The sequence below is a fragment of the Paractinoplanes brasiliensis genome, assembly GCF_004362215.1.
GTDB lineage: Bacteria > Actinomycetota > Actinomycetes > Mycobacteriales > Micromonosporaceae > Actinoplanes > Actinoplanes brasiliensis.
On sequence record NZ_SNWR01000002.1, the window covers coordinates 1,333,781 to 1,357,038 of the forward strand.

Genomic DNA, 23,258 nt, shown 5'->3' on the forward strand with positions numbered 1-23,258 from the left:
TCAAGCCGAGAGCATCGACACGACTACAAGCAATCCACCTTGAGTGGGTGCGGGAACTCGACTCGGCCGGGCGGCCCCGGCGGAGACAAGGACGCCCCGGGAGCGGCGCGCGCTCCCGGGGCGTCCGACGCGCCTGAGCTGGGACTCAGGCGCGGAACACCGCCACTCCCCTGGCGGTGAGAGTGCGGTCGGGGCCACCCAGGGCCGCGATGTCGACCGGTTCCGAGGTGCGGTTGATGACGAAGCGGGTGTCGCCGCGCACCGCCAGCTCGACCACACCGCGCAGCGGCGAGGGGAGTTCGCTGGTGACGCCGGCGCGGGACAGCAGGTCACCGAGCACCTGGCCGAGACCGTCGGGGCCGAGGCGGGTCGACACGTACGCCGCCGAGCCGGCGCCGACCGTACGGCGGGTGATCGCGGCCCGGCCGGCCTGGTCGCCGGTCTTGTAGGTGGCCAGCACCGCCGTGTCGGGCGAGACCACGTCGATGCGGTCGGTCCACAGGGTGCCGGTGAGGCCGTTGTCGAGTTCGGCCGTGTCGCCGTCGAGCAGGGGGCCGAACTCCTCGATGCGGATGCCGAGCAGGTCGCGCAGCGCCCCGGGGTAGCCGCCGAGCCAGGCGTGGTCGTTCTCGTCGACGATCCCCGAGAAGTACGTGGTGATCAGGTGCCCACCGGACGAGGCGTACGAGGTCAGCCGGTCAGCCAGGCCGGACGGCACCACGTGCAGCACGGGCGCCACCACCACGTCGTACGCCGAGAAGTCGGCCGCCACGGGCAGCACGTCGGCCCGTACGCCCAGGTCGAGGAACGCCGTGTACCAGTCGAGCGCCTCCTGCCGGTAGCGCAGCGCAGCGGTCGGGTGGGAGTCCTGCTCGACCGCCCACCACGAGGTCCAGTCGAACAGGATCGCAGCCTTGGCCGGCGTACGGGGAACGCCCGCCACATGGGAGAGCGAACGAAGCGTCGAGCCGAGCGAGGCCACCTCGCGGAACAGCGAGGAGTCGGTGCCGGCGTGCGGGACCATCGCCGAGTGGTATTTCTCGGCGCCGGCCCGGGACTGCCGCCACTGGAAGAAGCAGACCGCGTCGGCGCCGTGGGCGACGTGGGTGAGCGAGTCGCGGGCCAGTTCGCCCGGCTTCTTGGCCAGGTTGATCGGCTGCCAGTTGACCGCGCTGGTGGAGTGTTCCATCAGGAACCACGGCCGCCCGCCGGCCAGGTTGCCGGTCAGGTTGGCCGAGAACGACAGCTCGTCCAGGGTTTGTCCGCCGGGCAGGCGGTAGTGATCGTTGGAGACGAAGTCGACCTCGGCCGCCCAGTCCGCGTAGTCCATGCCCTTGGTCTCGCCCATGACCATGAAGTTCGTGGTCACGGGGATGTCGGGCGTGATCTCGCGCAGGACGGCCTTCTCGGCGACGAGGTAGTCCTTGAGCGCGTCGGACGAGAACCGCTTGAAGTCGAGCTGCTGGGTCGGGTTGGGGTGGGTCGCGGCCTGGCGCGGGGGCAGGATCTGCTCGAAGCCGGTGTACCACTGCGACCAGAACGCCGTGCCCCACGACTCGTTCAGCGCGTCGATCGTCGTGTATCGGGCACGCAGCCAGGTGCGGAACGCGGCCGCCGCGTCGTCGGAGTAGTCGTAGACGTTGTGGCAGCCCAGCTCGTTGCTGACGTGCCAGGCCACCACGGCCGGGTGGTTGCCGTACCGGGTGGCCATCGCCCGTACGAGCCGCAGCGCGTGCTCACGGAAGATCGGCGACGTCGGCCGCCACTGCTGACGGCCGCCCGGCCAGATCGTGTTGCCCTTGGCGTCCACCGGCAGGACCTGCGGATACGCGGTGGTCAGCCACGGCGGCGGGGAGGCCGTCGCCGTGGCCAGGTCGACCGCGATCCCGTTGGCGTGCAACTTCTCGATCGCTTCGTCGAGCCAGCCGAAGTCGTACCGGCCCGGGGCGGTCTCCAGTTTGGCCCACGAGAAGATGCCGAGCGAGACGATGGTGACGCCGGCCTCGCGCATCGCGCGTACGTCGTCGTCCCAGACCTCGCGGGGCCACTGCTCGGGGTTGTAGTCCGCGCCGTACTCGAGACGAGGGTCTCCGGCCCGGCGCAGCCAACGGGGGTTTTGCACAAGATCTCCCAGGTGGAACGGACTTACTTGACGGTGAAGCCCTGCTCGTTGCCGTACTTGGCGGACTGCTCCTGCCAGGCCTTCAGCCCGTCGGTGAGCGTGGTGCCCGAGACGTACGCCTTGCCCACGGTGTCGTTGAAGATGCTGTTCGAGTAGACCTGGAACGGCAGGTACGACCACCCGGTGACGACGTTCTGGGCCGACTTGGCGAAGACCTCGTTGGCCTTCTGACCGCCGAAGTACTCGAACTCGTCGGCCAGCCATTTCGGGTCGGCCAGGGTCTTGCTGGTGGCCGGGAAGGCGCCGCCGTCGACGCGGATCTGCACGCCGTCGCCGTCGTTGGCGAATTTCAGGAACCCGTACGCGAGCTCCTTGTTGGCGCCCTTCTCCATGATCGCAAGAGAGCTGCCGCCGTTCTCGGCGCTGGCGTTGGCGCCGGCGGTCCACTGCGGGAGCTCGGCCGCGCGCCACTTGCCGGAGCCGGCCGGGGCGCTGGTGACGAAGTTGGCCGGCATCCACGCGCCGGTCGCGATCGTGGCGATCGAGCCGTTGCCGATGCCCTGGAACCAGCCGTCGCTCCAGGAGCTGACCGGGGCGAGCAGCTTCTCGCTGATCAGCGCCTGCCACACCTTCACGAACTCCTGCGAACCGGCGTCGGTGAAGTTGATCGTGACGTTGGTGCCGTCGACCTGGTACGGCTTGCCGCCGGCCTGCCAGATGAGGCTGGTGGTCAGGCCCGCGTCACCGGTGTCGTTGGTGATGTACGCCTTGGGGTCGGCCTTGTGCAGCTTGCGCGCGGCGTCGAGGTACTCGGTCCAGGTCTTCGGCACCTCGATCTTGTGCTTGTCGAAGACCTCCTTGTTGTAGAACAGCGCCATCGGGCCCGAGTCCATCGGCAGGCCGTAGACGCCGCCGCCGGAGTTGACGGAGTTCCACGGGCCGGGGTTGAAGTCGGCCTTCAGAGCTTCCGCCCCGTACGGCTTGAGGTCGGTCAGCGCCTTGCCGATGGCGAACTGCGGCAGCGCGTAGTACTCGATCTGCCCGACGTCCGGCACGCCCTTGCCCGCCGCGATCGCGTTCTGCAGGGCGGTGTACTGCTTGTCGCCGGTGCCCGCGTTGACCAGCTCGACCTTGACGTTGGGGTACTTCTCCTGGAACTTCGTGACGACGTCTTTGAGCGTGGGCTCCCACGCCCACACCGTCAGGGTGCCGCCCTTCTCGAGCGCGGCGGTGACGTCGGCGTCGGAGACGGTGGAGCCGCCGGAGCCGGAACCTGTGGACGAGTCGTCCCCGCCGCCACCGCAGGCAGCCAGGGCCAGGACAGCAGCCGACGCAGCGGCCGCCACCTTGAGGAAACGGGTCATGGAGGAGGGTCCTTTCACAAAAGGGTTATTCCTTGACGGAGCCGGCGGCCAGGCCGGACTGCCAGTAACGCTGCAGCGACAAGAAGGCCGCGAGGAGCAGGACGACGGTGATCAGCGAACCGGTGATGACCAGGTTGAAGACGGCCTCGCCGCCGGCCGTGGCGGCCTGCGCGTTCCACGAGTTCAGGCCGACGGTGAGCGGGTACCAGTCCGGGTTCTTGAGCATGATCAGCGGCAGGAAGTAGTTGTTCATCGTCGCGACCATGGTGAAGAGCAGCGTCGTGACGATGCCGGGCATGAGCAGCGGCACGCTGAGGCGGAACAGCGTGCGGAACTCGCCGGCCCCGTCGACCCGGGCCGCCTCGAGCATCTCGGTCGGCACCGCCTGGGCGGAGAACGTCCACATCAGGTACAGGCCGAACGGCGAGATCAGCGACGGGATGATCACGGCCCACGGGGTGTTGGTGAGCCCCATCTTGCTGAACATCAGGAACGTCGGGACGGCCAGCGCGGTCGGCGGCACGGCCACGGCGCCGATGACGATCGCGAACACGGCCTTCTTGCCGACGAAGTCGAACTTGGCGAGCCCGTAACCGGCCAGCAGCGCGAGGAACGTCGCCCCGCCGGCGCCGGCCACCACGTAGAGCAGGGTGTTGCCGAGCCAGCGCAGGAAGATCCCGTTGTCGTACGTGAAGGTGTCGGCGATGTTGCTGAACAGCGCGAACTTGCCGTCGTCGAACCACAGCCCGAACGACGAGAACAAGCCGTCCTGCGTCTTGGTCGAGTTGATCAGCAGCCATGCGAGGGGAACAGCGAGTACACGGCGATCAGCCCGGTGAGCACGGTCAGCAGCACGCTGCCCTTGCGCCGCCTTCTCGACGACAAGGTCACAGGCTTTCCCGTACGGGGTGAGGACTGCACCGCAGGAGTCGTGGTTGTCATCAGAGGTCCTTCGTCCCGCGCAGCTGCACCACGTAGGCGACGATCATGGTGATCACGGCCATCACGACCGCGACCGCCGCGGAGTAGTTGATCTGCTGGCCGGAGAAGGTCAGCGAGTAGGCGTAGAAGTTCGGAGTGAAGTACGTGGTGATCGCGTTGGGCGCCAGGTTGCGCAGGATGGCCGGCTCGTTGAAGAGCTGGAAGCTGCCGATGATCGAGAAGATCGTGGCGATGACCAGCGCGCCCCGGATGGCCGGGAGCTTGATCGACCGGATGATCCGGACCTGGCCGGCGCCGTCGATGGCGGCCGACTCGTAGAGCGACTTCGGCACCACCTGCAGGGCCGAATAGAAGATCAGCATGTTATAGCCGACGAACGTCCAGGTGGTGATGTTGCCGATCGAGGCCAAGATGAGGCTGGGCTGGAGCGGGTCGGGCAGCGAGATCCCGAGGGCGTCGTTGATGCCGCCGACCAGACCGAACTGCGAGCCGTAGATGAAGCCCCACATCAGCGCGGCGACCACGGCGGGCACGGCGTACGGCAGGAAGATCGAGACGCGGAAGAAGCTCTTGCCGTAGAGGCGGCCGCTGTCCAGGGCGAGGGCGACGAGCAGGGCCAGGAACAACATGATCGGCACCTGGACGACCAGGAAGAGACCGACCCGCCCGACGCCGGACCAGAAGTTGGGGTCCTGCAGGGCCTGGGTGTAGTTGTCGAGGCCGACGAACGCGTTACCGCCGATGAGCCGGTTGCGGTACAGGCTCAGGTAGATCGAGTAGGCGATCGGGGCCAGGAAGACCAGCGCGAACACGATCATGAACGGGCCGACGAACTGCCAGCCCCGGTAGGAGCGGCGCACTCGTCTCGTCGCCGGCGGCGGCGCCGCGACCTGGGGAACTGCCATCTGCCGTCATCCTGTCCTGCCGGGCACGGGCGGTGGTTGCGGGTGTTTGCGCAAACATGGCATCGATCAAAGGTGTTCGACAATGTTTCGACGAGTTCACCGGTGTGATGTTTACGCAAACATGAGGGTGATAGTTTCACCGCGTGCAGCGATCGTCAAGCAACCGCCCCCGGGGTGTTTCGATGGCCGACGTGGCCCGCCTGGCTGGTGTCTCGGCCCAGACGGTCAGCCGCGTCTCCAACGGCCACCCCAGCGTGGTCGAGTCGACCCGGCGTCAGGTTCTGGACGCGATGCAACAACTGGGTTATCGGCCCAACAGTGCCGCACGCGCCCTCAAACGGGGCGAATTTCGTACTATCGGCGTCATTTTGTTCACCTTGGCGACGACCGGCAACAGCCGCACGGTCGAGGCGATCGCCGCCCAGGCCGCCCAGGAGGGGTACGCCATCACGCTGATCCCGGTCGCGATGCCGACCCAGGACGGCGTGCTCGGCGCCTTCACCCGCCTCGGCGAGCTGGCCGTCGACGGCGTCATCGTGATCATGGAAGTGCACCTGCTGGACGCCGCCAACCTCACCCTCCCGCCGGGCGTTCAGGTCGTGGTCGTCGACTCCGACGCCGGCGACCGCTACCCCGTCGTCGACACCGACCAGGCCGACGGCGCCCGCCAAGCCGTACGCCACCTGCTCGAACTCGGCCACGACACGGTCTGGCACGTCACCGGCCCCGCCGAGTCGTTCGCAAGCGAGCGCCGCGCCCTGGCCTGGCGGACCGTGCTCGAAGAGGCCGGCCGCCCCGTCCCGCCCGTGCAGCGCGGCGACTGGTCGGCCCTGTCGGGTTACGAGGCCGGCCTGCGCCTGCCCGCCGACCCGTCCTGCACGGCGGTGTTCTGCGCGAACGACCAGATGGCCCTGGGCGTGCTGCGGGCCCTGCACGAGCGCGGCCGCCGGGTTCCCGCCGAGGTCAGCGTGGTCGGCTTCGACGACATCCCCGACGCCGCCTCCTACCTTCCCCCGCTGACCACCGTGCACCAGGACTTCGCCGAGGTCGGCCGGCAGTGCGTACAGGGCCTGCTCGACCAGATCCGCCGGCACACCCTCGAACCGGGCACGGTCCTGGTCCCGACCACGCTGGTCGAGCGCGCCAGCACCGCTCCCCCGCCGGCGGTCGAGTAGATTCCGGCCATGTCCAGGGAACTCAGCGCCCGGCTGCCCGCCGCACCGGGGGTCTACCGGTTCCGGGACCCCGGCGGCCGGGTGCTCTACGTCGGACGTGCCACCAACCTGCGCAGCCGGGTCGGGTCGTACTGGGGCGACCTGCGGGCGCCGGAGACCCAGGCCGTACGGGAGGGGTTGGCTCTGCTGCGGGAAAGGGCGTCGGCGCACCTGGCTTTCGAGTTGGCGGGCCGGATCCAGGATGAGGCGTACGAAGGCAGGAGGTGTTTTCTGGAAATCAGATTAACTATTACTTGTATCAAGGGCTGTCGATGCCTCAGGATGGGTTCGCGGCGCCGCCCCCCATCCCCGCACTCATCCCCTGAGGTCTCGCCATGCGTCTGCTCAAACGCGCCCTGGTCGCGGCGCTGCTCACGGTCGGCACCCTCGCCGCTCCCGCACACGCCGCCGCTCCAGCACAAACCCCCCACGCCATGACGCCGATGCGCGCCGCTGAACCGTTCAAGGTGCTCGCCTTCTACAACGGCACCTACGATGCCGCGCACATCGACTTCGACAAGGAAGCCCGGGAATGGTTCCCGCAGGCGGGCGCGCAGAACGGTTTCACCTGGGAGGCCACCACCGACTGGAGCCGGCTCAGCGCATCCGGCCTGGCCGGTTACAAGGTCATCATGTTTCTCGACGACGCCCCTCCGGCGGATCGGCGGGCGGCTTTCCAGCAGTACATGCAGAACGGCGGCGCCTGGCTGGGCTTTCACGTGAGCGCCTTCACGACCGACGCCAACGGCTGGAGCTGGTATCACAACACGTTCCTGGGCTCGGGCAACTTCGCCACGAACACGTGGGGCCCGACGGCCGAGACGTTGCGTATCGAGAACCGCAACCATCCGACCACGGCGGGCCTGCCGGCGACAATTCCGTCGGCGGTCAGCGAGTGGTATTCGTGGAGCCGGGATCTGCGGCAGAACCCGGACATCGACATCCTGGCCTCGGTCGACGCGTCCAGTTTCCCGGTCGGCACCGACCCGGACCAGCAGTGGCGCAGCGGTTTCTACCCGCTGATCTGGTCGAACCGGAACTACAAGATGGTCTACACGAACTTCGGCCACAACGGCATGAACTACGAGACCAACACCCGGACGTCGTCCACGTTCGCCAGCGCCCAGCAGAACCAGTGGCTGATCAACAGCATTCTGTGGCTGGGCGGCGGTGACAGCACCCCGCAGCCCCCGGCACCGATCGACCCCGCGGCCTGGTATCCGGTGGTCAGCAGGAACAGCGCCAAATGCGTTGACGCACGCGCGGCCGGAACAGTCAACGGCACGGCCGTCCAGCAGTACACGTGCAACGGCTCGAACGCGCAGCAGTTCCAGTTCGCCCCGACGAGCGGCGGCTATGTGCGCATCAACGGCCGGGGCAATGCGGCGCAGGCGCTCGACGTCACCAATGTGTCCACGGCCGACAACGCGCCGATCCAGACCTGGGCGTACGGGGGTGGCGCCAACCAGCAGTGGCTGCCGGTGGACGAGGGCGGCGGCTACTACCGTTTCGTGAACCGCAACAGCGGCAAATGCCTCGACGTCCCCGCGGCCTCCACAGCCGACGGCGTCCAACTGGTGCAGTACACGTGTAACGGAACCGCGGCCCAAAGCTTCCGTCTGACCCGTTGACCAGTCGTTGCCCGGCCGGCTCCCCCTGGCCGGGCAACGCCGCCTGCTCGGCCGTGTCCCGGCAGGAGCCCCAGCCGCGCGGGGCCAGGCGGCCGGTCGAAGTCCGCGAATCGCTCGCAGCTGCGCATTGCTGTCCAAACAGGGTGCGTGGTTGAGTGGGGTCGTGCGCGACTACGGGTGGGCCGCCGGCACGTTCCTCGGCAGCCTGCCCCGGGACGTCGCCGCATCGCTGGTCGAGCGCAGTGTCCGCCTCAGCTTCCCGGCCGGCCGGGTCATCCTGCGCGAGGGCGCCCTCGACTCCCACGTCTTCCTGCTGCTCAGCGGCTTCGTCAAGGTGACCACCGCAGTCGAGGGGGTCGAGACGCTGCTCGGCATCCGGCTGCCCGGCGAGGTGGTCGGCGAGATCGGAGCGCTGACCGGCGAACCCCGCAACGCCACCGTCAGCGCCTCCGGCCCGCTGGTCGCGGGCCGGCTGCAGCGCGGTGACTTCGAGGCTTTCCTGCGGCAACGCCCCGACGCCTCCGCGCTGATCGCGGCCGCGGTGGCCCGCCAGCTGCGCTGGGCCAACCGCCGCCGCACGGATTTCGCGGCCTTCCCGGCGCCCATCCGCCTGGCCCGGGTGCTGTCCGAAATGGCCGAGGTCTGCGGCCGCAGACGCAGCGACGGCAGCGTCGAACTGCTGGTGCCGCTCAGCCAGACGGACTTGGCCGCCATGGTCGCGATCGCGCAGGCCACCGTGGAGAAGGCCGCACACGAACTCCGCGACCAAGGCCTGATCACCACCGGCTACCGCCGCATCGTCATCACCGACCCGTCGGCGCTGAGAAAACTCGCAGACCCCTGACCGCGGACGAGCGCCTCGGATCCCGCGGTTCTCGCGATCGCCGTGAGCGAGTTGTGCCGGACATTGTGGACGGTTGACGCCCTGGGCGACCCTGAATCCATGACTCAGGTGGTTCTTGCGTTCCTCTCGGTGATCGGCGCGCTGACCGGCGTGATGATGGGGTCACTGCTCAACGCGCGGGTACAGCGCGCTTCCTGGGCACACCAGGAGAACACCACGTCGCTACGCGACCGGCGCGCGACGTACGCCGCGTTCGTCGCCGCCTGCCGGGAGTGGCGGGCGACGGTGCTGGGCCCGGACGTGCAGATCATCCCGGCGTCCTCGGTCTCCCGCAACGCACACGCGGACGGTGGCCAGCCGCGCGTCCAGGTCGTCCGCCACCGGGCCGAAATCGGCTTGATCGCGCACACCACGGCGACGGTCCAGGCCGCCGCCGCCCTCATGCTGGCGGTGGGACGCTTGTCCGAAGCCAGAGCCGAGCACGAGGCCGGTCAGGTTCCCGAACCATTCATCCAGGCGTGCCGAGACGCAGAACGGGAATTCAACCGGGTTGCTCGGGCGGAGCTGGGCAACCCGGAGATCAACCTGGAGACCCCCACCGGGCTGCCGCCCTCGACGCTTCGTCGCGCACAGACCGAACCAGAAGAACCCGACATGACGCCCCGACGCGCAGACACACCCTCAACGTGAGATTGATCTGTGCTGCTCCCGGCGTGAGCACCACTGTGCCGCAGAGATGGTCATCCGTCGGGTCACGGTTTACCGGTGTCCTCCCGGGCTTTGCGCCTGCGCACCGTCAGCCACACCACCGCGATGATCGCCAGGACGGCGAGGCCGCCGAGCACGACCGGCCTCCACCACGACGAGAGTGTGGTCTGGGGCGCCCCGCCCCGTTTCGCCGCCGAGACCGCCGGCACCTGCGCCGGAGCGGACTGGGCCGCTCGGGCCTGCACCTCGGCGGTCGCCTGGCTGGTGTGCGGCGCCGGCGCGCGAACCGTCACCCGCCACTTTCCGGGGGTCAGGATCGGGCCGGTGGCGTAGAAGCCGTGGCCCTCGCGGGCCGGTTCGAGTTGCGCCGGTCCGACCGCCCGTCCGTCCGCGGCGGTGGCGGTGAGTGTCAGCCGGACCAGCGTTTCCAGCTGGTGCCCGTCGGCATGGCGGGCTTGCACGGTGACACCGGCGGCGCCGTCGCCCGCGACCTCCAGTTTGAGTTTTCCGTTGTGCGCCCACGCCGGGCCGGCCGCCGGCAGAAGAGCCAGCAACAGGCCGGCCAGGGCGGCGGCCGCCCCACGGGTACGAAGCATCAAGCTGTTCCTTCCTGCACCGGGAGGCCCCGTCCCGCCTGGTGACGGGACGGGGCCGCTGTCGTCAGAGCCCGCGGTCCGGGGAGATCCGGGTGGGGTCCTCGGCGAGTCGGCCGGTGCGGGTCAGCGGCTTGTCGTCGTTCGCCCGCGTTCCGGCCCGGCTCGCGGTGCCGCCGAGCCGCTCGATCATCGCGTCGGCATCGCGGAGCAGGGTGTCGCGGACATCGGTGTCAGCGACGAGAGCAGCGTCGTTGACGAGCGTCCTGAAGGTGACCAGCTGCCGCACTGCCCGCTGGTCCTCGCCGGCCGCCTCCGAGGCCCGGACCGTGTCCAGTCTGGTGGACAGCTGCCGATGTGCCTTGGTGGACAGCCGGCCGGTCGCCTTGAACCGGTCCAGCAGGTTCTGCATGTCCCGGAACGAGGTGGTGACGAAGAACCGGACCGTCGTCGAGGTGCTGTTGCCCGCCTTGTCGATCGCGGTCACGGTCAGCTCGTGCAGGCCGAGTGGCAGCTCGTACAGCGCCTGGAGGGAACCGTTGGTGTACGGCCGTCCGTTGAGTGTGCCGGTGGTGGTCTCGATGCCGGAGGTCGGGTCGACCGCCTGCCACGAGGTCCGGACGTCCTGGCTGTCGCCGTACAGCTGGCCGTTGGCCAACCCGGAGACCAGCAGGGTCGGCTTGGTGCCGTCGATCCGCACGACCGCAGACTTGAGCGTCTCGGCGTTGCCTGCCCTGTCCTTGGCCCGGTAGAGCAGCTCGTGCTCGCCGTCACCGGTTACGTCCACCGGTGCGGTGTACGGCGTCCAGGCGCCACCGTCCAGCGACCACTCCAGCAGCCCCACCCCGGAACCGGCGTCCACCGACTTGAGGACCACCGGGACGGCGCCGTCGTGCCAGCCGTTGTCGTTGGCCGGGGCGAACTGGGCCGAGGTGACCGGAGCCGTGGTGTCGATTCTGATCGTGACCGACTTCGCCTGTTCCACGTTGCCGGCCGAGTCGGTCGAGCGGAACCGCACCTCGTGGGCGCCGTCGCCGCTGACCGGCACACCGGCGGTGTACGCGGTCCAGACGGTGGCGTCGTCGAGCTGGTACTCGGTGCCTGCCACCCCGCTGCCACCGGTCTCATCCTCCGCCGTCAGCGTGACCGTGACGTTTCCGGTGTACCAGCCCTCGATCGGGGTGCCGGAAATCTTGGCTCCGGTGACCGGCGCCGTCGTGTCGGCGTTCTCCGCGCTGACCCGGAAGTAGTCGAACGCGACGGTCTTCGAGGCGGTCTGGGCGGCGCCGAGGCTGTACAGCCCCACCTTCGGGGCGGCCCCGAGGGTGGCGTTGGTCAGCGGCTCGAACGTCGTCCACTCCGTGCCGTCGGCCGAGTACGCGGCGGTGTAGGTGTTGCCGGCCCGGGCCAGCCGCAGATGCCACACCGCCGATGTCAGACTGCCGGCCTGCGGTTGTGGGTCCTGCACCACGGCGCCGATCTCGCTGCGGAACTCGATCCGCCGGCTGACCGGCTGGCCGGCGGCGTTGTCGGCGACGAAGTCCAGCTTGACGTAGTTGTCATCGTCGCCGTACACGAGCAGCCCGGCCTGCTGGTACTGCTCGTCCAGCAGGCTGCCGTCGACCTTCGTCTGCAGGGTCCAGTCGCCGGCAGGCGCCGCCTGCAGGACGAAGTTCGTCGGCCCGGTGTTGTTGGCGGTGTAGATGTCGCCGTCGGGCACGTCGATGCGCAGGGCCCCGTCGGTGACCCGATAGGTCGCCGGGTCCTCCCGGACGATCGCGTTCCACCGGCACTTGTCCAGCGCGGCGCCGGTGAACTCGTCCGACGGGCTGATCGGTTCCGCCGGGGCGTCCGGCGTGACCTGGAACCAGTCGAACGTCGCGTCCACCACCGGCGCGGTGGTGCCTCCGTTGAGGGCGAAGACCCCGACGCGTGGGTTCTCGATGCCGGCCAGGGTGGCGGACCGGCCGACGGGGGTGAAGGCCCGGCCGTCGGCCGAGGCCTCCGCGGTCAGATTCGTCCCGTCACTGGTCAGCCGCAGATAGATCACGTCGCCGGCGGGCGCCGGGGTGCTGTCACCGCTCTCGTTGCGGGGACTCGCGGCGGTCTCCCGGATGAACTCCACCGTGCGCGCCCCGTTGTAGAGCAGGTCGAGCTTGGCGTAGTTGTCGTCGTCGCCGTACACGAGCAGGCCGGCCTGCTGGTAGGTCGCGGTGATCGGAACGGTGAGCTTGGTGGTGGCCTGCCAGGCCCCGGCGGGCGCGGGCTGCAGGACGAGGTTGGTGGCGTCGTTACGGGTGCCGTAGAGATCGCCCACGCCGGTGGGCAGCCGCAGCATCCCGTCGGCAACCGAGTAGAGCTGGTTCTCCCGGACCACCGTCCAGCGGTCACGGTCCAGCGTGCTGCCGAGGAAGTCGTCCGAGCGTGCCCCGAAACAGGAGGTGTTCGGCGCCTCGACCTTGACCGGGACATTGGCGTACGACCGGGCGCCGCGACTGTCGGTCACGGTCAGCGTGGCGGTGAACGTGCCGGGCACCCGGTATGTGTGACTGGCGTCCAGGGTGGTCGCCGTGCCGCCGTCGCCGAAGTCCCAGGCGTACGTCAGCGGGGTGTCGCCCTCGGCGTCGGTGGCCGTGCCGTCGAACGCGACGGTGACCGGCGCGGTGCCGGTGGCCGGTGTCGCGACCGCGCTGACCTTCGGCGGCGCGTTCTCGGTGACGCCCCGGCCCAGGAAGTCCAGCCAGTTCACATTGAGCAGCGACGCCGTCCCGCCGGCCGGGTCCCGGGCGACGAAGAACAGGGCGCCGGCGTTGGCGCCGGTGACCGGCACGGTGACGTCGGTCCAGGTCTGCCAGCCGCCGGTGCCCGGCACGTCGGCCGTGGCGACCAGCGGGCCGTCGACGGCATCGGCGCGGACCTCGATCCGGCCGCCGGAGGCACCCGACGCTACCCGGAAGCGGATCGACTCGATGCCGGTCAGGCTGGCCGGGTCCAGCGACCACCAGTCGCCGTCCTCGATGAAGCCGATGTTCTGGCCGCCGCCGGCCGGGTCGCTGCCGGTCTCCCGGGTCACGCCCGGGTCGCCACCGCCCACGCCGCCGGGCACCCGGCCGGTGCCGGTGTAGTACTCGGCCTGCTTGCGTTTGGGCTGCAAACGCTCGAGAGCCCGCCCGGTGAGCGGCCCGGCGCCGCCCGAGCCACCGTCATCGGTGTAGGTGGCCTCGAAGACGGCGAAGACGTTGGCCTCCGCGCCGTGCCCCGAGGCGAGCGTGGTCTGCACGGTGCCGGTGCAGCCGGTGTGCTGCTCCAGCGGGTGGGCGTGCTCGTCATGGCCGAGCAGCACCTGCAACCGCACCCGGTCGCAGTCGATCTCGCCGTCCTCCGGATCGGTGACCTTGATCGTGTACCGGACCTGGTCACCCCACTCGAAGAAGCCGCCGTCCGGCGGGAACTCGATGCGAACCGTCGGCGCGGTGTTCCCGGCCGTGACCGGGACGTTGGCCACCGCGCTGCGGCCCTTGGGGTTGGTGACGGTCAGCTGCGCGGTGTAGTCGCCCGCCGTGGCGTAGGTGTGAGTGGGGTTGGCCTCGGTCGAGGTCGCGCCGTCACCGAACGTCCAGGCATAGGTCAGCGCGCCACCGTCGGGGTCGCGGGATCCCGCGCTGGAGAACCGTACGGTCAACGGCGCCGGCCCGGAGGTCGGGGTGGCGGCGGCCGCGGCGATCGGCGCCCGTTCACCGGCGATGTAGTCGATCCGGTAGATGCCGGAGTCGTCGTTGTTGCCCCCGAAGCCGGTGCCCCACTCGATCATGTACAACGCGCCGTCCGGGCCGAACTCGAAGTCCATCGGGCGGATGAAGCGCATCCCGGACAGCAACTGGTTGATGTCGACCAGGGACCGGCCGTCGGCGGTCACCTGCATGGCGTACATCTTGGACTGGTTCCACTCGCCCAGCAGCGCCTTGCCGTCGTAGTAGGCGGGCCACTTGCGCGTGGAGTTCAGGTCGGCGTCGTAGCGGTAGACCGGGCCGCCCATCGGCGCGCCACCACCGCCGATCTCCGGGAAACGGGGGTTACCGCTGTAGTCGTAGTCGACGGTGGCGCTGACGGCCGGCGGGAGCGTGGTGAGGCCGGTGTTGTTGGGCGAGTTGTTCACCGGCGCCGCGCAGTTGAACTTCGCCCCGCTGGGGCCGGACGGGAACTGGTAGTCGTTGTACGCGTAGTTCGCCCCGATGCAGTACGGCCAGCCGAAGTTGCCCGGGCCGGTGACGATGTTCCACTCCACGGTCCCCTCCGGGCCGCGGTCGGGATTGGCCGCACCGGCGTCCGGCCCGTAGTCGGCGACGTAGAGGGTGTTCGTGGCCGGGTCGATGCCGAGGCGGAACGGGTTGCGGAAGCCCATCGCGTAGATCTCCGGGCGGGTCTGCGCGGTGCCCGCCGGGAAGAGGTTCCCCGCCGGGATCGTGTACGACCCGTCGTCCTCCGGGTGGATCCGCAGCACCTTGCCACGCAGGTCGTTGGTGTTGCCGGCGGTGCGCTGGGCGTCGTAGTCCTGCCTGCCGGAACGCTCGTCGATCGGGGTGAACGCGTCCGACTCGAACGGGTTGGTGTTGTCGCCGGTGGCCAGGTAGAGGTTGCCGGCGCTGTCGAAGGTCATGCTCCCGCCCGCGTGGCAGCAGGTGTTGCGCTGGGTGTCGACCTGCAGGACGACCTTCTCGGTGGCCGGGTCGATGGTGTCGCCGGTGACGGTGAACCGGGACAGCAGGTTGCGGGCCACGCCGTCGTTGCGGGCGTAGTAGAGGTAGACCCAGCCGTTGCCGGCGAAGTCCGGGTCGAGCCGGACACCGATCAGGCCGTCCTCGTTGCCGGTGAAGACATCGAGGTCGACCGCGGTCACCGTGGTGCCGGTGCCGGGTTTGACGATCCGGACCCGGCCGTCGCGCTCGACGTAGAACACCCGGCCGTCGTCGGCGATGTCCAGTTCCATCGGGTTGCTGGTGTTGCTGTCCAGGGTGATCTTCTCGAAGCTCTCGGTCAGCGAGGCGCCGCAGTCGGCGTCCAGGTGCCCGGCCGCGGTCTGGATGCCGCCCAGCAAGTGGGCGAGGAACGCCGGTTCGGTGTACGACTCGATCGTGTGGCCGCCGCCGGTGTACCAGGCGCGTCCGCCGTCGTAGTCCTGGCACCACGCGGTCGGGTGGTCGGCGCCCATCGCACCGGCGCCCGGGGTGTAGCTGGTCTCGTCGAGGCTGGCCAGCACGTGCACGTCACCGCGGGGGTTGGACCGGAAGTTGTACCACTCGTCGAAACGCGACCAGCGCTCCGGCAACTCGGCCGTGGACGGATGGGCGTGGTCCTCCACCTTCACGGTCGCCTGCTGGTTGGCGGGGTGACTGGCGAAGTAGGCGCCGACCAGTTCGCCGTACCAGGGCCAGCTGTACTCGGTGTCGGAGGCGGCGTGGATGCCGGCGTACCCGCCGCCGGCTTGGATGTAGCGCTCGAAGGCCGCCTGCTGGCCGGGGTCCAGGACGTCGCCGGTGGTGGAGAGCCAGATCACCGCGCGGTACTTGGCCAGGTTGGCGTCGGTGAAGGCGGCACTGTCCTCGGTGGCGTCGACGCTGAAGCCGTTGTCGGCGCCGAGCTGCTTGATGGCGGCGATGCCGGCCGGGATGGCGTCGTGCCGGAAGGCGGCTGTCTTGGAGAAGACCAGGACGGAGTACGGTTCCGCGCCGGCCGCGGCCCGGACCGCCACGGACTGCGGGCCCGCGGGGGCGGCCCGAGCCGGGGTGCCACTGAGGACGGTCACCAGCAGGGCGCACGCGAGCAGGGCGGCCGTGAGCGGGCTTCTTCGGGGGCGAACACGACGTGGACGGGGCACGCGTTGCTCCTTGTCCTGGGTGGACAGCGGTCTCACGCCACACCCACGCATTGATATTTGTCTATCGTCTGTACAAATTAGGGCTGCCCGCCTGATGTCCAGCAAGAGTTCGGTGTGTAACGGTTCGGTAACCCTGCCGTGATGCGAGACGGCCGGGCCGGGTTGTTCCTGGCGCCGGAGAACCGGCGTGGCGCCGGCGGATGCGTGGCACGGCGGCACGCTGAGGGGCAGTCGGAAAAGCGCAAACCCCTACCAGTAGGTCATCTCCCGGCGGGATCGGCCCCACGATCGTGCGTACCGCAACGATCGAGGAGGGGTGATGGTGTTCCCACGCATCGCCGGGCACAGGTTGATCGGCCGGGACGAGGAGCTGCGGCAGATCGCCGACGTGCTCGACAACCTGCGCCCGGGCCGGCTCACCGTGCTGGCCCTGGAGGGGCCGGCGGGCAGCGGCCGCACCCGGCTGATCGACGAGACGGCCCGGATGGCGAGGCGCCGCGACTTCACGGTGCTGGCCGAGCCGGAGTGGGCCGGCGCGGTCGGTTCGCGGCAGGTGCTGCGGACGGCCGGCGACCACCCGGGCCCCCTGCTGTTTCTCGGTGATCACCCGCGCCGGGTCGATCCACGTGCCTGGGGCGTGCTCGACCTGCTGGCCGAGACCGCGCCGACGTTGGTGGCGCTGACCGGTCCGGCCGAGGGGGCCCGGTTGCCCCCGGCCGACGTGCATCGGGTGAAGGTGCCGCCGTTGTCGCCGGCCGCGCAGGCCGAGTTCGTCGCGCGCCTGGCCGGTGGGCGGCCCGACCCGTTGCTGATGGATCTGTGCCGGGTGGCCGCCGGCCGGCCGGGGGCGCTGCGGGAGCTGGTCGCGGGCCTGGACGAGGAGGGCTTGTTGCGGGTGGAGGGTGGCTGGGCCGTGTTGCGGGTCAGCCGCCTGCCCCGGCGCATCGAGGCGCATCTGCGTGGGCAGGTCGCGTCGGTGTCCGCGCCCGCCCGGCATTTGTTGCAGGCGGCGGCGACCGTGGGGGTGTCGTTCCCCCTGTTGCGGCTGGCCCGGCTCATGGGGGTGGGGCCGGTGACGATGCTGCCCGCCCTCGAGGAGGCCTTGGAGTCGGGGCTGCTCGGCGGGGACGGCGAGTTGCTCGCGTTCGGGCACGATCTGGTGCGTGCCGCGGTCGAGTCGACGTTGCCCCGGCCGGTGGCGGCTGCCCTGCGGCCCGTGCCCCCGCCACGCCGCGTGATCCCGCGCAAGAGCACGGAGCCCGCCGACTGGTCGGTGCTGAGCCCCCGGGAACGGGAGATCGCCGAGCTGGCCGGGCAGGCGCTGACCAACCAGCAGATCGCCCACCGGACGGGGATCAGCCCGCACACCGTCAACTTCCACCTCCGGCAGGTGTTCCACAAGCTGCGGATCGGTTCCCGGGTGGAGCTGGCGGCCCGGTTGCCGCGGGAAGAGGCTTCATGACCGGTGACCGAACAGCCAGTCCTGCCCGGGCAGTCCCGCGGTGGCCAGCCGGTCGTCGCGGGCCCGCTGGGAGGGGCCGTCGTCGAAGTGGTACTCGCGCGCCCCGGCCAGCCCGGCGGCCGCGACCCGGGCGACCCGCGGGGCCCGGGCCGCCTGGTAGTTCTCCACCCCCGCGGCGATCGCCTCGGCGTCCTCCAGGGCCTGGCACGCACCCTGCGCCACGAACGGCAGCAGCGGATGCGCCGCGTCACCGAGCAGCACGACCCGGCCCCGCCGCCACGCGGCCCGCGGGCGGTCGAACAGCTCGTGCCGCGTGAAGTTCCCGGCCGAGACGAGGGCTCGCGCGGCGGGGTGCCAGTCACCGAAGACAAGCGACAAGCTTTCCCGGCCGCCGGAGACAAACGGCGGGTCGAGAACACGCCGGCCGCCGGAGGCGAGCGCCGAGGGCGCCACGGCCACGACGTTGACGGCGCCGTCGCCGAGCGGATAGCTCACCAGGTGCCGGCCCGGCCCGAGCCGCACGATCACCCGTTCGCCGTGGCCGGGCACCCGCGAGGCCGGCACCACGGCCCGGTGGGCGACCCACCCGCTGGACCGCAGCCGGTCCGCGACGACGGCCCGGCGCACGACCGAGCGCAGCCCGTCGGCGCCGATCACGAACGGGGCCGTCAGCCGGGTTCCGTCGGCGAGCGACACCACGACGTGGTCGCCGCGGTCGTTGACGCCGGTGCAGGTGATCCCGAAGCGCACGTCGGCGAGGTCGAGCAGCATCCGGTGCAGCCGCGAGCGCCGCAGCGTGTAGTAGGGGCTGCCGTAGCGGCGAACGGCCGCCTCGCCGAGCTCGACCGTGCCGATCGGGGCGTCGTCACGCCAACGCCGGATCTGCCGCTCGACCGGCCGGGCGGCCCCGGCGAGGGCCTGGGCGAGACCGAGCCGGTGCAGCACGGCGGACCCGTTCGGGGCGATCTGGATGCCGCCGCCGCTGTCCTGGGCTTCGGCGGCGCGTTCGAGCACGATGCTCGGCACCCCGCGGCGGGCGAGCACCGCGGCGGTGGCGAGCCCGCCGATGCCCGCGCCGACGATCACGACCGGCCCGTCCATCAGTAGTACTCCAGTGCCTTGTTCCAGTCCTCCCCCTCGCGGAACAACCCGCGCGGCTTCATCACCTCGGGTTCGGCGGTCAGCAGGCGCTCGGGCACGAGCGTGCCCGGCGGCAGCGCCTCGACGACCGCTGCGATCCCGTACGCCTCCCCGAGCGCCTCCCGCAGGTGGCGCGCGGCCGGTCCGGCGTACGGGGAAGGCACTTCGATCTGCACCCGCAAAGAGGACGACGAGGCGCGGGCACGCCAGAACATCACCTCGTACTCCGCGGGCAGGCCGAACACCAGGTCCTCGATGTCACCCTGGCTGAGGTCGGCCGCGCCGGTGTGCACGGTCCAGGCCGAACGCCCCAGCACCCGGACCACCGGCAACCCCCACCCGCACGAGCAGTCCGATGCGGACACCTCGACGGCGTCCTCGAGGTTGTAGCGCAGCAGCGGCATGGCTTCGCGGTAGAGCGGGGTCACCACCAGCTGCCCGCGCCCGGTCGGCGTGGTCCTGCCGGTGACCGGGTCGTGCACTTCGAACAGCGCGCGATCGGCCCAGAGGTGCAGTTTCCCGTACGGGCATTCGCCGGCCAGGCTTCCCGTCTCTGTCGCGCCGTACTCCTCGACCACGGGCGCGTTCCAGGTCTCGGCTATCCGCGCCTTCTTGGCCGGGCCGATCGGGTCCCCGCCCACGAACAGCGCGCGCAGGGCCGGGAAGTCCTTGTCCGGTTTCAGCCCCTTGAGCCGCGCGGCGGCCGCCCAGATCAGCGTGTCGGTGGCCAGCGACCAGGTCAGGGTCACGCCGAGGTCGTGCAGAACCCGAACCACTTTCGCGTACGGCATGGCCAGCGAGCGGTTGTCGGCGGGCACCACTGTCGCGCCGCGGGACCGGGCGGCCGCGTGCGCCAGATGACCGGTGATCATCAGCGCGTACGGGGTCCGGACCAGGAAGATGTCGTCGGCGCGGATCCCGACGTGCTTACGCGCGTACCGCTCGACCAGGTCGTCCCAGTCGCCCGGGGTGTAGTACGAGGCGGTCGGCATCCCGCTGCTGCCGCTCGACTCGTGATAGGTGGCCAGCTCGGCCCGGTCGACGGCGAGCAGCCCGAACGGGTACGCGTCGCGCAGGTCCTGTTTGGTGGTGAGCGGATAGCCGGCCAGCTCGTCACGGGAGGCCGGCACACCACGCCGGGCGTAGAACGGTGAGCGCGCGGCGGCCCGCAGGGTCAGGTCCAGGCGCTCGGTCAGGGTTGTTTCCATGGCGTCTCCTCGCAGAGCACCCGGCGCGCGTTGGCGCCGAGGACGGCTTCGCGGTCCGGCCGGTCGAGATCGAGCGCGGCGATCTTGCACAGCTCCACCTCCGGTTGCTGCAGCGGGTACTCGGTGCCGAACAGCACGCGGCGGGCGCCGAGCCGGGCCACGGCCAGCCGCGCGGTGACGGTGAGGCAGCCGGAGAGCTCGGCCAGCACGTTGGGGCTGCCGGCGACGGTGTTCAGCCCGGTGATGTCGAGCCCGGTGTGCCCGCAGTGCCCCCACACGAAGGTCACGTGCGGGAACCTCGCGGCCAGCCGCACCAGGTCGGCCGGTCGCGCGCCGGGCTGGGCCACGGTCACCAGATAGACCGGGTGCCCGGCGATCCCGGCGATGTCGACCAGCTCGCCGACGCCGGGGTCGTCCAGCCGTCCCCCGTGCACGGCGGGCGAGATCTCCAGGCCACGAAAGTCGAAGGCACATTTCCCGTACGCCTCCACGTCGCGTACGGGGTCGGCGAAGTAGAACGGCAGCAACCGTCCACCGGACGCCTCACACGCCCGCCGTACGCCCTCGTTGTCGGCCGCCGTCTCGGTGCGCCCGCCGTCGTTGAGCTGCCGGGCCAGCCTTTCCAGGGGCAGCATCCCGCCCGCGCAGACGGCCGCCTGCCCGATCCCGGCCGCGTCCATGGCCGCCAGCATCCGACCCGGCTCGCCGTCGCCGGGGACGAGCCGCGCGTGGAAGTCGAGGACGTTCACAGCTCGTGGCACAGTTCGTCGATGGGGTACCCGACGTGCCGTTCCCGGCCCGGCAGGTGCCCCAAGATCTCGTCGCCCGGCTGGAGCTCGGTCGTGTTGAGCACCGCCGCGCCCGGCCCGAGCACCCGTACGTGCCAGTCGTCCTGGACGATCAGGTTGACCGGCCCGCCGTCGGGGTCGGTGGCGTCGATCGCCAACAGCGGCCGGGTCTCGATCTTCACCCGGCCCACGGTCACTTTCCGCGTACGCCCGTCCGCGCCCACCGCCAGCACGGTGTCCCCCGCCGACAGCTCGCTGAGGTAGCGCGTGTGCTCGGCGTCCGCGAGCGTGTACGACATGATCGCGCCGGCGTTGACCCGGAACGGCCGGGTCGGCATGTAGGGCAGCGGGTGGGTCTCGCTGACGCACAGCATCAGCGCCCGCGCCCATGAGCCGACCAGGATCCCCTCGTCGGGCCGCAGGTAGGTGCACGTGTCGACGCAGGCCCGTTCGCCGGCGCCGACGTGCCGGACGCCCGTGACGGTCAGCGTGACCAGGTCGAGTTTGGGCGAGGGGGCGCGCACCAGGCCGGCCAGCCGGGTCGCGTCGCCGGGCCGGGGAGCGGTCAGCAGCACCCCGTCGGGGCCGTGCTCGAGGACGCTGAGGTGCACCAGCGCGTCGTCGACCCCGCCCGCCGCCGTGATGATGGTGCCGGAGGTCCGGGCGGCCGCGGCCAGCACGATCTCCATCGGGATGTTGGTGGGGTCGGCGAAGCTGAGCAGCGTCACCCCGTCGCGGCGCACGGCGTCGCAGGCCCGGTCCAGGCTCGCCCGGTCGGTGACGTCGTGGTGCTCCCCGAACCGCACACCCGGGTGCTGTCCGGCGTCGACGGGCGTGCCCGGGGTGACGAGCACGAGGTCGGCCGCGCCGAGGTCGGCCGGCAGCCGGTCGCCGGTCACCACCAGCACGCGGGTGACGGTCGGCGGCAGCCCGGCAAGGTCGGCCGGGTCGCCGGCCAGCACCGCGTCGAACCGCTGATGCACGGCCTCCTCGGTGACGGCCCGCTTGGTGTCGCCGGCCGCCCGCAGGTCGAGCCAGCACAGCTTCGCGCTCATCGGACGCCGACCGGTACGCGGTGCCCGTGCACGAGCCCCGACAGGCGGGCGGTGACCGCACCCGGGTCGTCGGCCGTGAAGACCGCGCGACCGGCGGCGATCCCGGAAGCCCCGGCCCGCAGCGCCGACTCGAGCCGGGTGATCGTGGCGTCGCCGTCGGCCGCGTCGCCGCCGGCCGCGAGCACCGGGACCGGGCAGGCCGCGGTGATCCGGGCGATCGCCGCCGGGTCGTCGGGCAGGGCCGTCTTGACCAGGTCGGCGCCGAGCTCGGCGGCGATGATCAGCGCGTGGGCGACGCGGGCGGGGTCACGGCCGTCGGTGATGCCGGGGCCGCGGACGTACATCATGGCCAGCAGCGGCATGCCCCAGCGGTCGCACTGCTCGGCCGTCGCCGCCAGGTGGGCGATCTGCCGGTCCTCGGTGCGTGAGCCCACGTTGACGTGCACGCTGACGGCCTCGGCGCCGAGCCGCAGCGCCTCCGCCACGGTGGCGACGGGGTATTTGGCGTCCGGGTCGGCGGCCAGGCCGGTGCCGGCGTTGAGGTGCAGGATCAGCGACATCTCGCGGAACCGCTCGGGGCGGACCCGGCGTACGGCCCCCTTGTGCAGCACCACGGCGTCGGCGCCGCCGTCGGCGAGCCGGGCCAGCAGACCGTCGAGGGTGCCCCGATGGGCGAGGGGCCCGGCGCCGATGGCATGGTCGAGCGGCACCACCAGCAGGCCGGTCCGGTGCCGTTGGAGCCGGCGCAGTCGCAGGCGCCGGGCGAAGGATCCATTGGCGTACACGGTGTCACCCCGATCGTCACGAGTTCCGTATTCGAATGGGGACGCTAGCCACGACACGAATGCGAACCCACTGCACGAATGAGTAGGTAAAGGCGAAGGCGCAGGTCACTGCCTTCCTCCGCACACGAGTAGGTGCGCCGGCCCCCGGCCGGTCCGGCATCGTGGTGAGGTCCGCCGCGCAACCCGGCCCGGACGTCACCCGATCGGGTGATCTTTGAAGGGAATTCGCCGATGAATCGTCCTTGACGGACAGTCCCGGCGGGCGGCCCGCCGGCCCGTCCGGGGCGCTGAGCGGCCCCGGCCGGGTGACCTGGACGGACGCGGCCGGGCCGGCGGCGGTGACACGCGACGCGACCAGCGAATTCCCTTAGACATTGACGGTGGTCATGGTCCGATCAATACAGTTTCGGGGTCATACCATCGGGCGAACGAGGATCCGGGTGGTCGCCGTGCCATCCAATGATCGATTGGATTCGGGCGGCCGGGTACGGCAAGGTGCCCCTGACACGTCCGGTCTTGAGTGGTCGGCCGGTCGGAAAGCTCGACCGGACAGACGGTGGGACAACCCCGCAAAGGGTTCTAACTTCATCGCTGCCGCGGACGACAACCGGCGGCACCCCTC

17 protein-coding genes and 1 pseudogene are annotated in these 23,258 nt (G+C 70.7%); 6 read left to right on the forward strand and 12 right to left on the reverse strand.

Translation table 11 applies throughout. The annotated features are described in order from the left end of the window. Positions 1 to 145: 145 nt before the first annotated feature. The 5 genes from C8E87_RS38160 to C8E87_RS38175 are packed head-to-tail and all read right to left on the reverse strand — an operon-like array spanning position 146 to position 5,333. Positions 146 to 2,122, reverse strand: a complete 1,977-nt coding sequence (locus tag C8E87_RS38160; RefSeq protein WP_133878225.1) for a beta-galactosidase — start codon at positions 2,120 to 2,122, stop codon at positions 146 to 148. A gap of 23 nt (positions 2,123 to 2,145) precedes the next feature. Further along, positions 2,146 to 3,486, reverse strand: a complete 1,341-nt coding sequence (locus tag C8E87_RS38165) for an ABC transporter substrate-binding protein (RefSeq protein ID WP_133878226.1) — start codon at positions 3,484 to 3,486, stop codon at positions 2,146 to 2,148. A 25-nt stretch (positions 3,487 to 3,511) separates the two neighbouring features. Next, complete coding sequence (locus tag C8E87_RS38170) at positions 3,512 to 4,249, reverse strand: carbohydrate ABC transporter permease (RefSeq protein ID WP_243755194.1); 738 nt, start codon at positions 4,247 to 4,249, stop codon at positions 3,512 to 3,514. A gap of 26 nt (positions 4,250 to 4,275) precedes the next feature. Next, positions 4,276 to 4,428: a hypothetical protein gene (locus C8E87_RS46080; RefSeq protein WP_243755195.1), complete on the reverse strand. Its 153-nt coding sequence runs from the start codon at positions 4,426 to 4,428 to the stop codon at positions 4,276 to 4,278. Continuing rightward, positions 4,428 to 5,333: a carbohydrate ABC transporter permease gene (locus C8E87_RS38175; protein WP_133878227.1), complete on the reverse strand. Its 906-nt coding sequence runs from the start codon at positions 5,331 to 5,333 to the stop codon at positions 4,428 to 4,430. The genes C8E87_RS46080 and C8E87_RS38175 overlap by 1 nt, the downstream gene beginning before the upstream one ends. Before the next feature lie 182 nt (positions 5,334 to 5,515). Here C8E87_RS38175 and C8E87_RS38180 point away from each other — a divergent pair, with 182 nt between their 5' ends. From C8E87_RS38180 to C8E87_RS38200, 5 genes and pseudogenes are all read left to right on the forward strand, one after another. Then, positions 5,516 to 6,508, forward strand: a complete 993-nt coding sequence (locus C8E87_RS38180) for a LacI family DNA-binding transcriptional regulator (RefSeq protein ID WP_133878228.1) — start codon at positions 5,516 to 5,518, stop codon at positions 6,506 to 6,508. 9 nt (positions 6,509 to 6,517) lie between these two features. Then, a pseudogene (locus C8E87_RS47105) lies at positions 6,518 to 6,649 on the forward strand (GIY-YIG nuclease family protein); the annotation flags it as partial. Between the two features lie 233 nt (positions 6,650 to 6,882). Further along, the gene (locus tag C8E87_RS38190; protein ID WP_133878229.1) at positions 6,883 to 8,178 is read left to right on the forward strand and encodes an RICIN domain-containing protein; all 1,296 of its coding nucleotides are present in this window, start codon (positions 6,883 to 6,885) and stop codon (positions 8,176 to 8,178) included. A 151-nt stretch (positions 8,179 to 8,329) separates the two neighbouring features. After that, positions 8,330 to 9,022, forward strand: coding sequence for a Crp/Fnr family transcriptional regulator (locus C8E87_RS38195; RefSeq protein ID WP_239080083.1), 693 nt, complete (start codon positions 8,330 to 8,332; stop codon positions 9,020 to 9,022). A gap of 42 nt (positions 9,023 to 9,064) precedes the next feature. Beyond that, positions 9,065 to 9,712 carry a hypothetical protein gene (locus C8E87_RS38200; RefSeq protein WP_133878230.1) on the forward strand — a complete coding sequence of 216 codons (648 nt, stop codon included), beginning with the start codon at positions 9,065 to 9,067 and terminating at the stop codon, positions 9,710 to 9,712. Between the two features lie 62 nt (positions 9,713 to 9,774). On the opposite strand, the gene C8E87_RS38205 is transcribed toward C8E87_RS38200, so the two are convergent. After that, complete coding sequence (locus C8E87_RS38205; RefSeq protein ID WP_133878231.1) at positions 9,775 to 10,326, reverse strand: hypothetical protein; 552 nt, start codon at positions 10,324 to 10,326, stop codon at positions 9,775 to 9,777. A gap of 64 nt (positions 10,327 to 10,390) precedes the next feature. After that, a complete protein-coding gene (locus C8E87_RS38210) occupies positions 10,391 to 16,198 on the reverse strand; it encodes a ThuA domain-containing protein (protein WP_239080082.1) in 5,808 nt (1,935 codons plus the stop codon). Positions 16,199 to 16,517: 319 nt separating this feature from the next. Between C8E87_RS38210 and C8E87_RS38215 the strand changes: the two genes are divergently transcribed. Continuing rightward, on the forward strand, positions 16,518 to 17,660 hold the full coding sequence (locus tag C8E87_RS38215) for a helix-turn-helix transcriptional regulator (RefSeq protein ID WP_133878233.1): 1,143 nt from the start codon (positions 16,518 to 16,520) through the stop codon (positions 17,658 to 17,660). Here C8E87_RS38215 and C8E87_RS38220 read toward each other — a convergent pair. Genes C8E87_RS38220 through C8E87_RS38240 form a run of 5 tightly spaced genes read right to left on the reverse strand, consistent with a single transcriptional unit; the run spans position 17,655 to position 22,636 of the window. Continuing rightward, a complete protein-coding gene (locus C8E87_RS38220) occupies positions 17,655 to 18,761 on the reverse strand; it encodes an FAD-dependent monooxygenase (RefSeq protein ID WP_133878234.1) in 1,107 nt (368 codons plus the stop codon). The two genes, C8E87_RS38215 and C8E87_RS38220, sit on opposite strands and share 6 nt — an antisense overlap. After that, entirely contained in the window at positions 18,761 to 20,008 is a 1,248-nt protein-coding gene (locus C8E87_RS38225; RefSeq protein ID WP_133878235.1) for a phenylacetate--CoA ligase family protein, read from the reverse strand. The genes C8E87_RS38220 and C8E87_RS38225 overlap by 1 nt, the downstream gene beginning before the upstream one ends. Then, positions 19,993 to 20,769 carry an amidohydrolase family protein gene (locus tag C8E87_RS38230; RefSeq protein ID WP_239080081.1) on the reverse strand — a complete coding sequence of 259 codons (777 nt, stop codon included), beginning with the start codon at positions 20,767 to 20,769 and terminating at the stop codon, positions 19,993 to 19,995. The genes C8E87_RS38225 and C8E87_RS38230 overlap by 16 nt, the downstream gene beginning before the upstream one ends. After that, a complete protein-coding gene (locus tag C8E87_RS38235) occupies positions 20,754 to 21,851 on the reverse strand; it encodes a 3-dehydroquinate synthase II family protein (RefSeq protein WP_133878236.1) in 1,098 nt (365 codons plus the stop codon). The genes C8E87_RS38230 and C8E87_RS38235 overlap by 16 nt, the downstream gene beginning before the upstream one ends. After that, positions 21,848 to 22,636 (reverse strand): 2-amino-3,7-dideoxy-D-threo-hept-6-ulosonate synthase, encoded by a 789-nt coding sequence (locus C8E87_RS38240; RefSeq protein ID WP_133878237.1) that lies wholly within the window; start codon positions 22,634 to 22,636, stop codon positions 21,848 to 21,850. Before C8E87_RS38240 ends, C8E87_RS38235 begins: the two co-directional genes overlap by 4 nt. Positions 22,637 to 23,258 lie beyond the last annotated feature (622 nt).

What these genes read in the sequence shown, in the direction of transcription:
- C8E87_RS38165 (WP_133878226.1), bottom strand. Translation starts at nt 3,486, where the DNA reads ATGACCCGTTTCCTCAAGGTGGCGGCCGCTGCGTCGGCTGCTGTCCTG.
- C8E87_RS46080 (WP_243755195.1), bottom strand. Translation starts at nt 4,428, where the DNA reads ATGACAACCACGACTCCTGCGGTGCAGTCCTCACCCCGTACGGGAAAG.
- C8E87_RS38175 (WP_133878227.1), bottom strand. Translation starts at nt 5,333, where the DNA reads ATGGCAGTTCCCCAGGTCGCGGCGCCGCCGCCGGCGACGAGACGAGTG.
- C8E87_RS38180 (WP_133878228.1), top strand. Translation starts at nt 5,516, where the DNA reads ATGGCCGACGTGGCCCGCCTGGCTGGTGTCTCGGCCCAGACGGTCAGC.
- C8E87_RS38190 (WP_133878229.1), top strand. Translation starts at nt 6,883, where the DNA reads ATGCGTCTGCTCAAACGCGCCCTGGTCGCGGCGCTGCTCACGGTCGGC.
- C8E87_RS38205 (WP_133878231.1), bottom strand. Translation starts at nt 10,326, where the DNA reads ATGCTTCGTACCCGTGGGGCGGCCGCCGCCCTGGCCGGCCTGTTGCTG.
- C8E87_RS38215 (WP_133878233.1), top strand. Translation starts at nt 16,518, where the DNA reads ATGGTGTTCCCACGCATCGCCGGGCACAGGTTGATCGGCCGGGACGAG.
- C8E87_RS38220 (WP_133878234.1), bottom strand. Translation starts at nt 18,761, where the DNA reads ATGGACGGGCCGGTCGTGATCGTCGGCGCGGGCATCGGCGGGCTCGCC.
- C8E87_RS38225 (WP_133878235.1), bottom strand. Translation starts at nt 20,008, where the DNA reads ATGGAAACAACCCTGACCGAGCGCCTGGACCTGACCCTGCGGGCCGCC.
- C8E87_RS38235 (WP_133878236.1), bottom strand. Translation starts at nt 21,851, where the DNA reads ATGAGCGCGAAGCTGTGCTGGCTCGACCTGCGGGCGGCCGGCGACACC.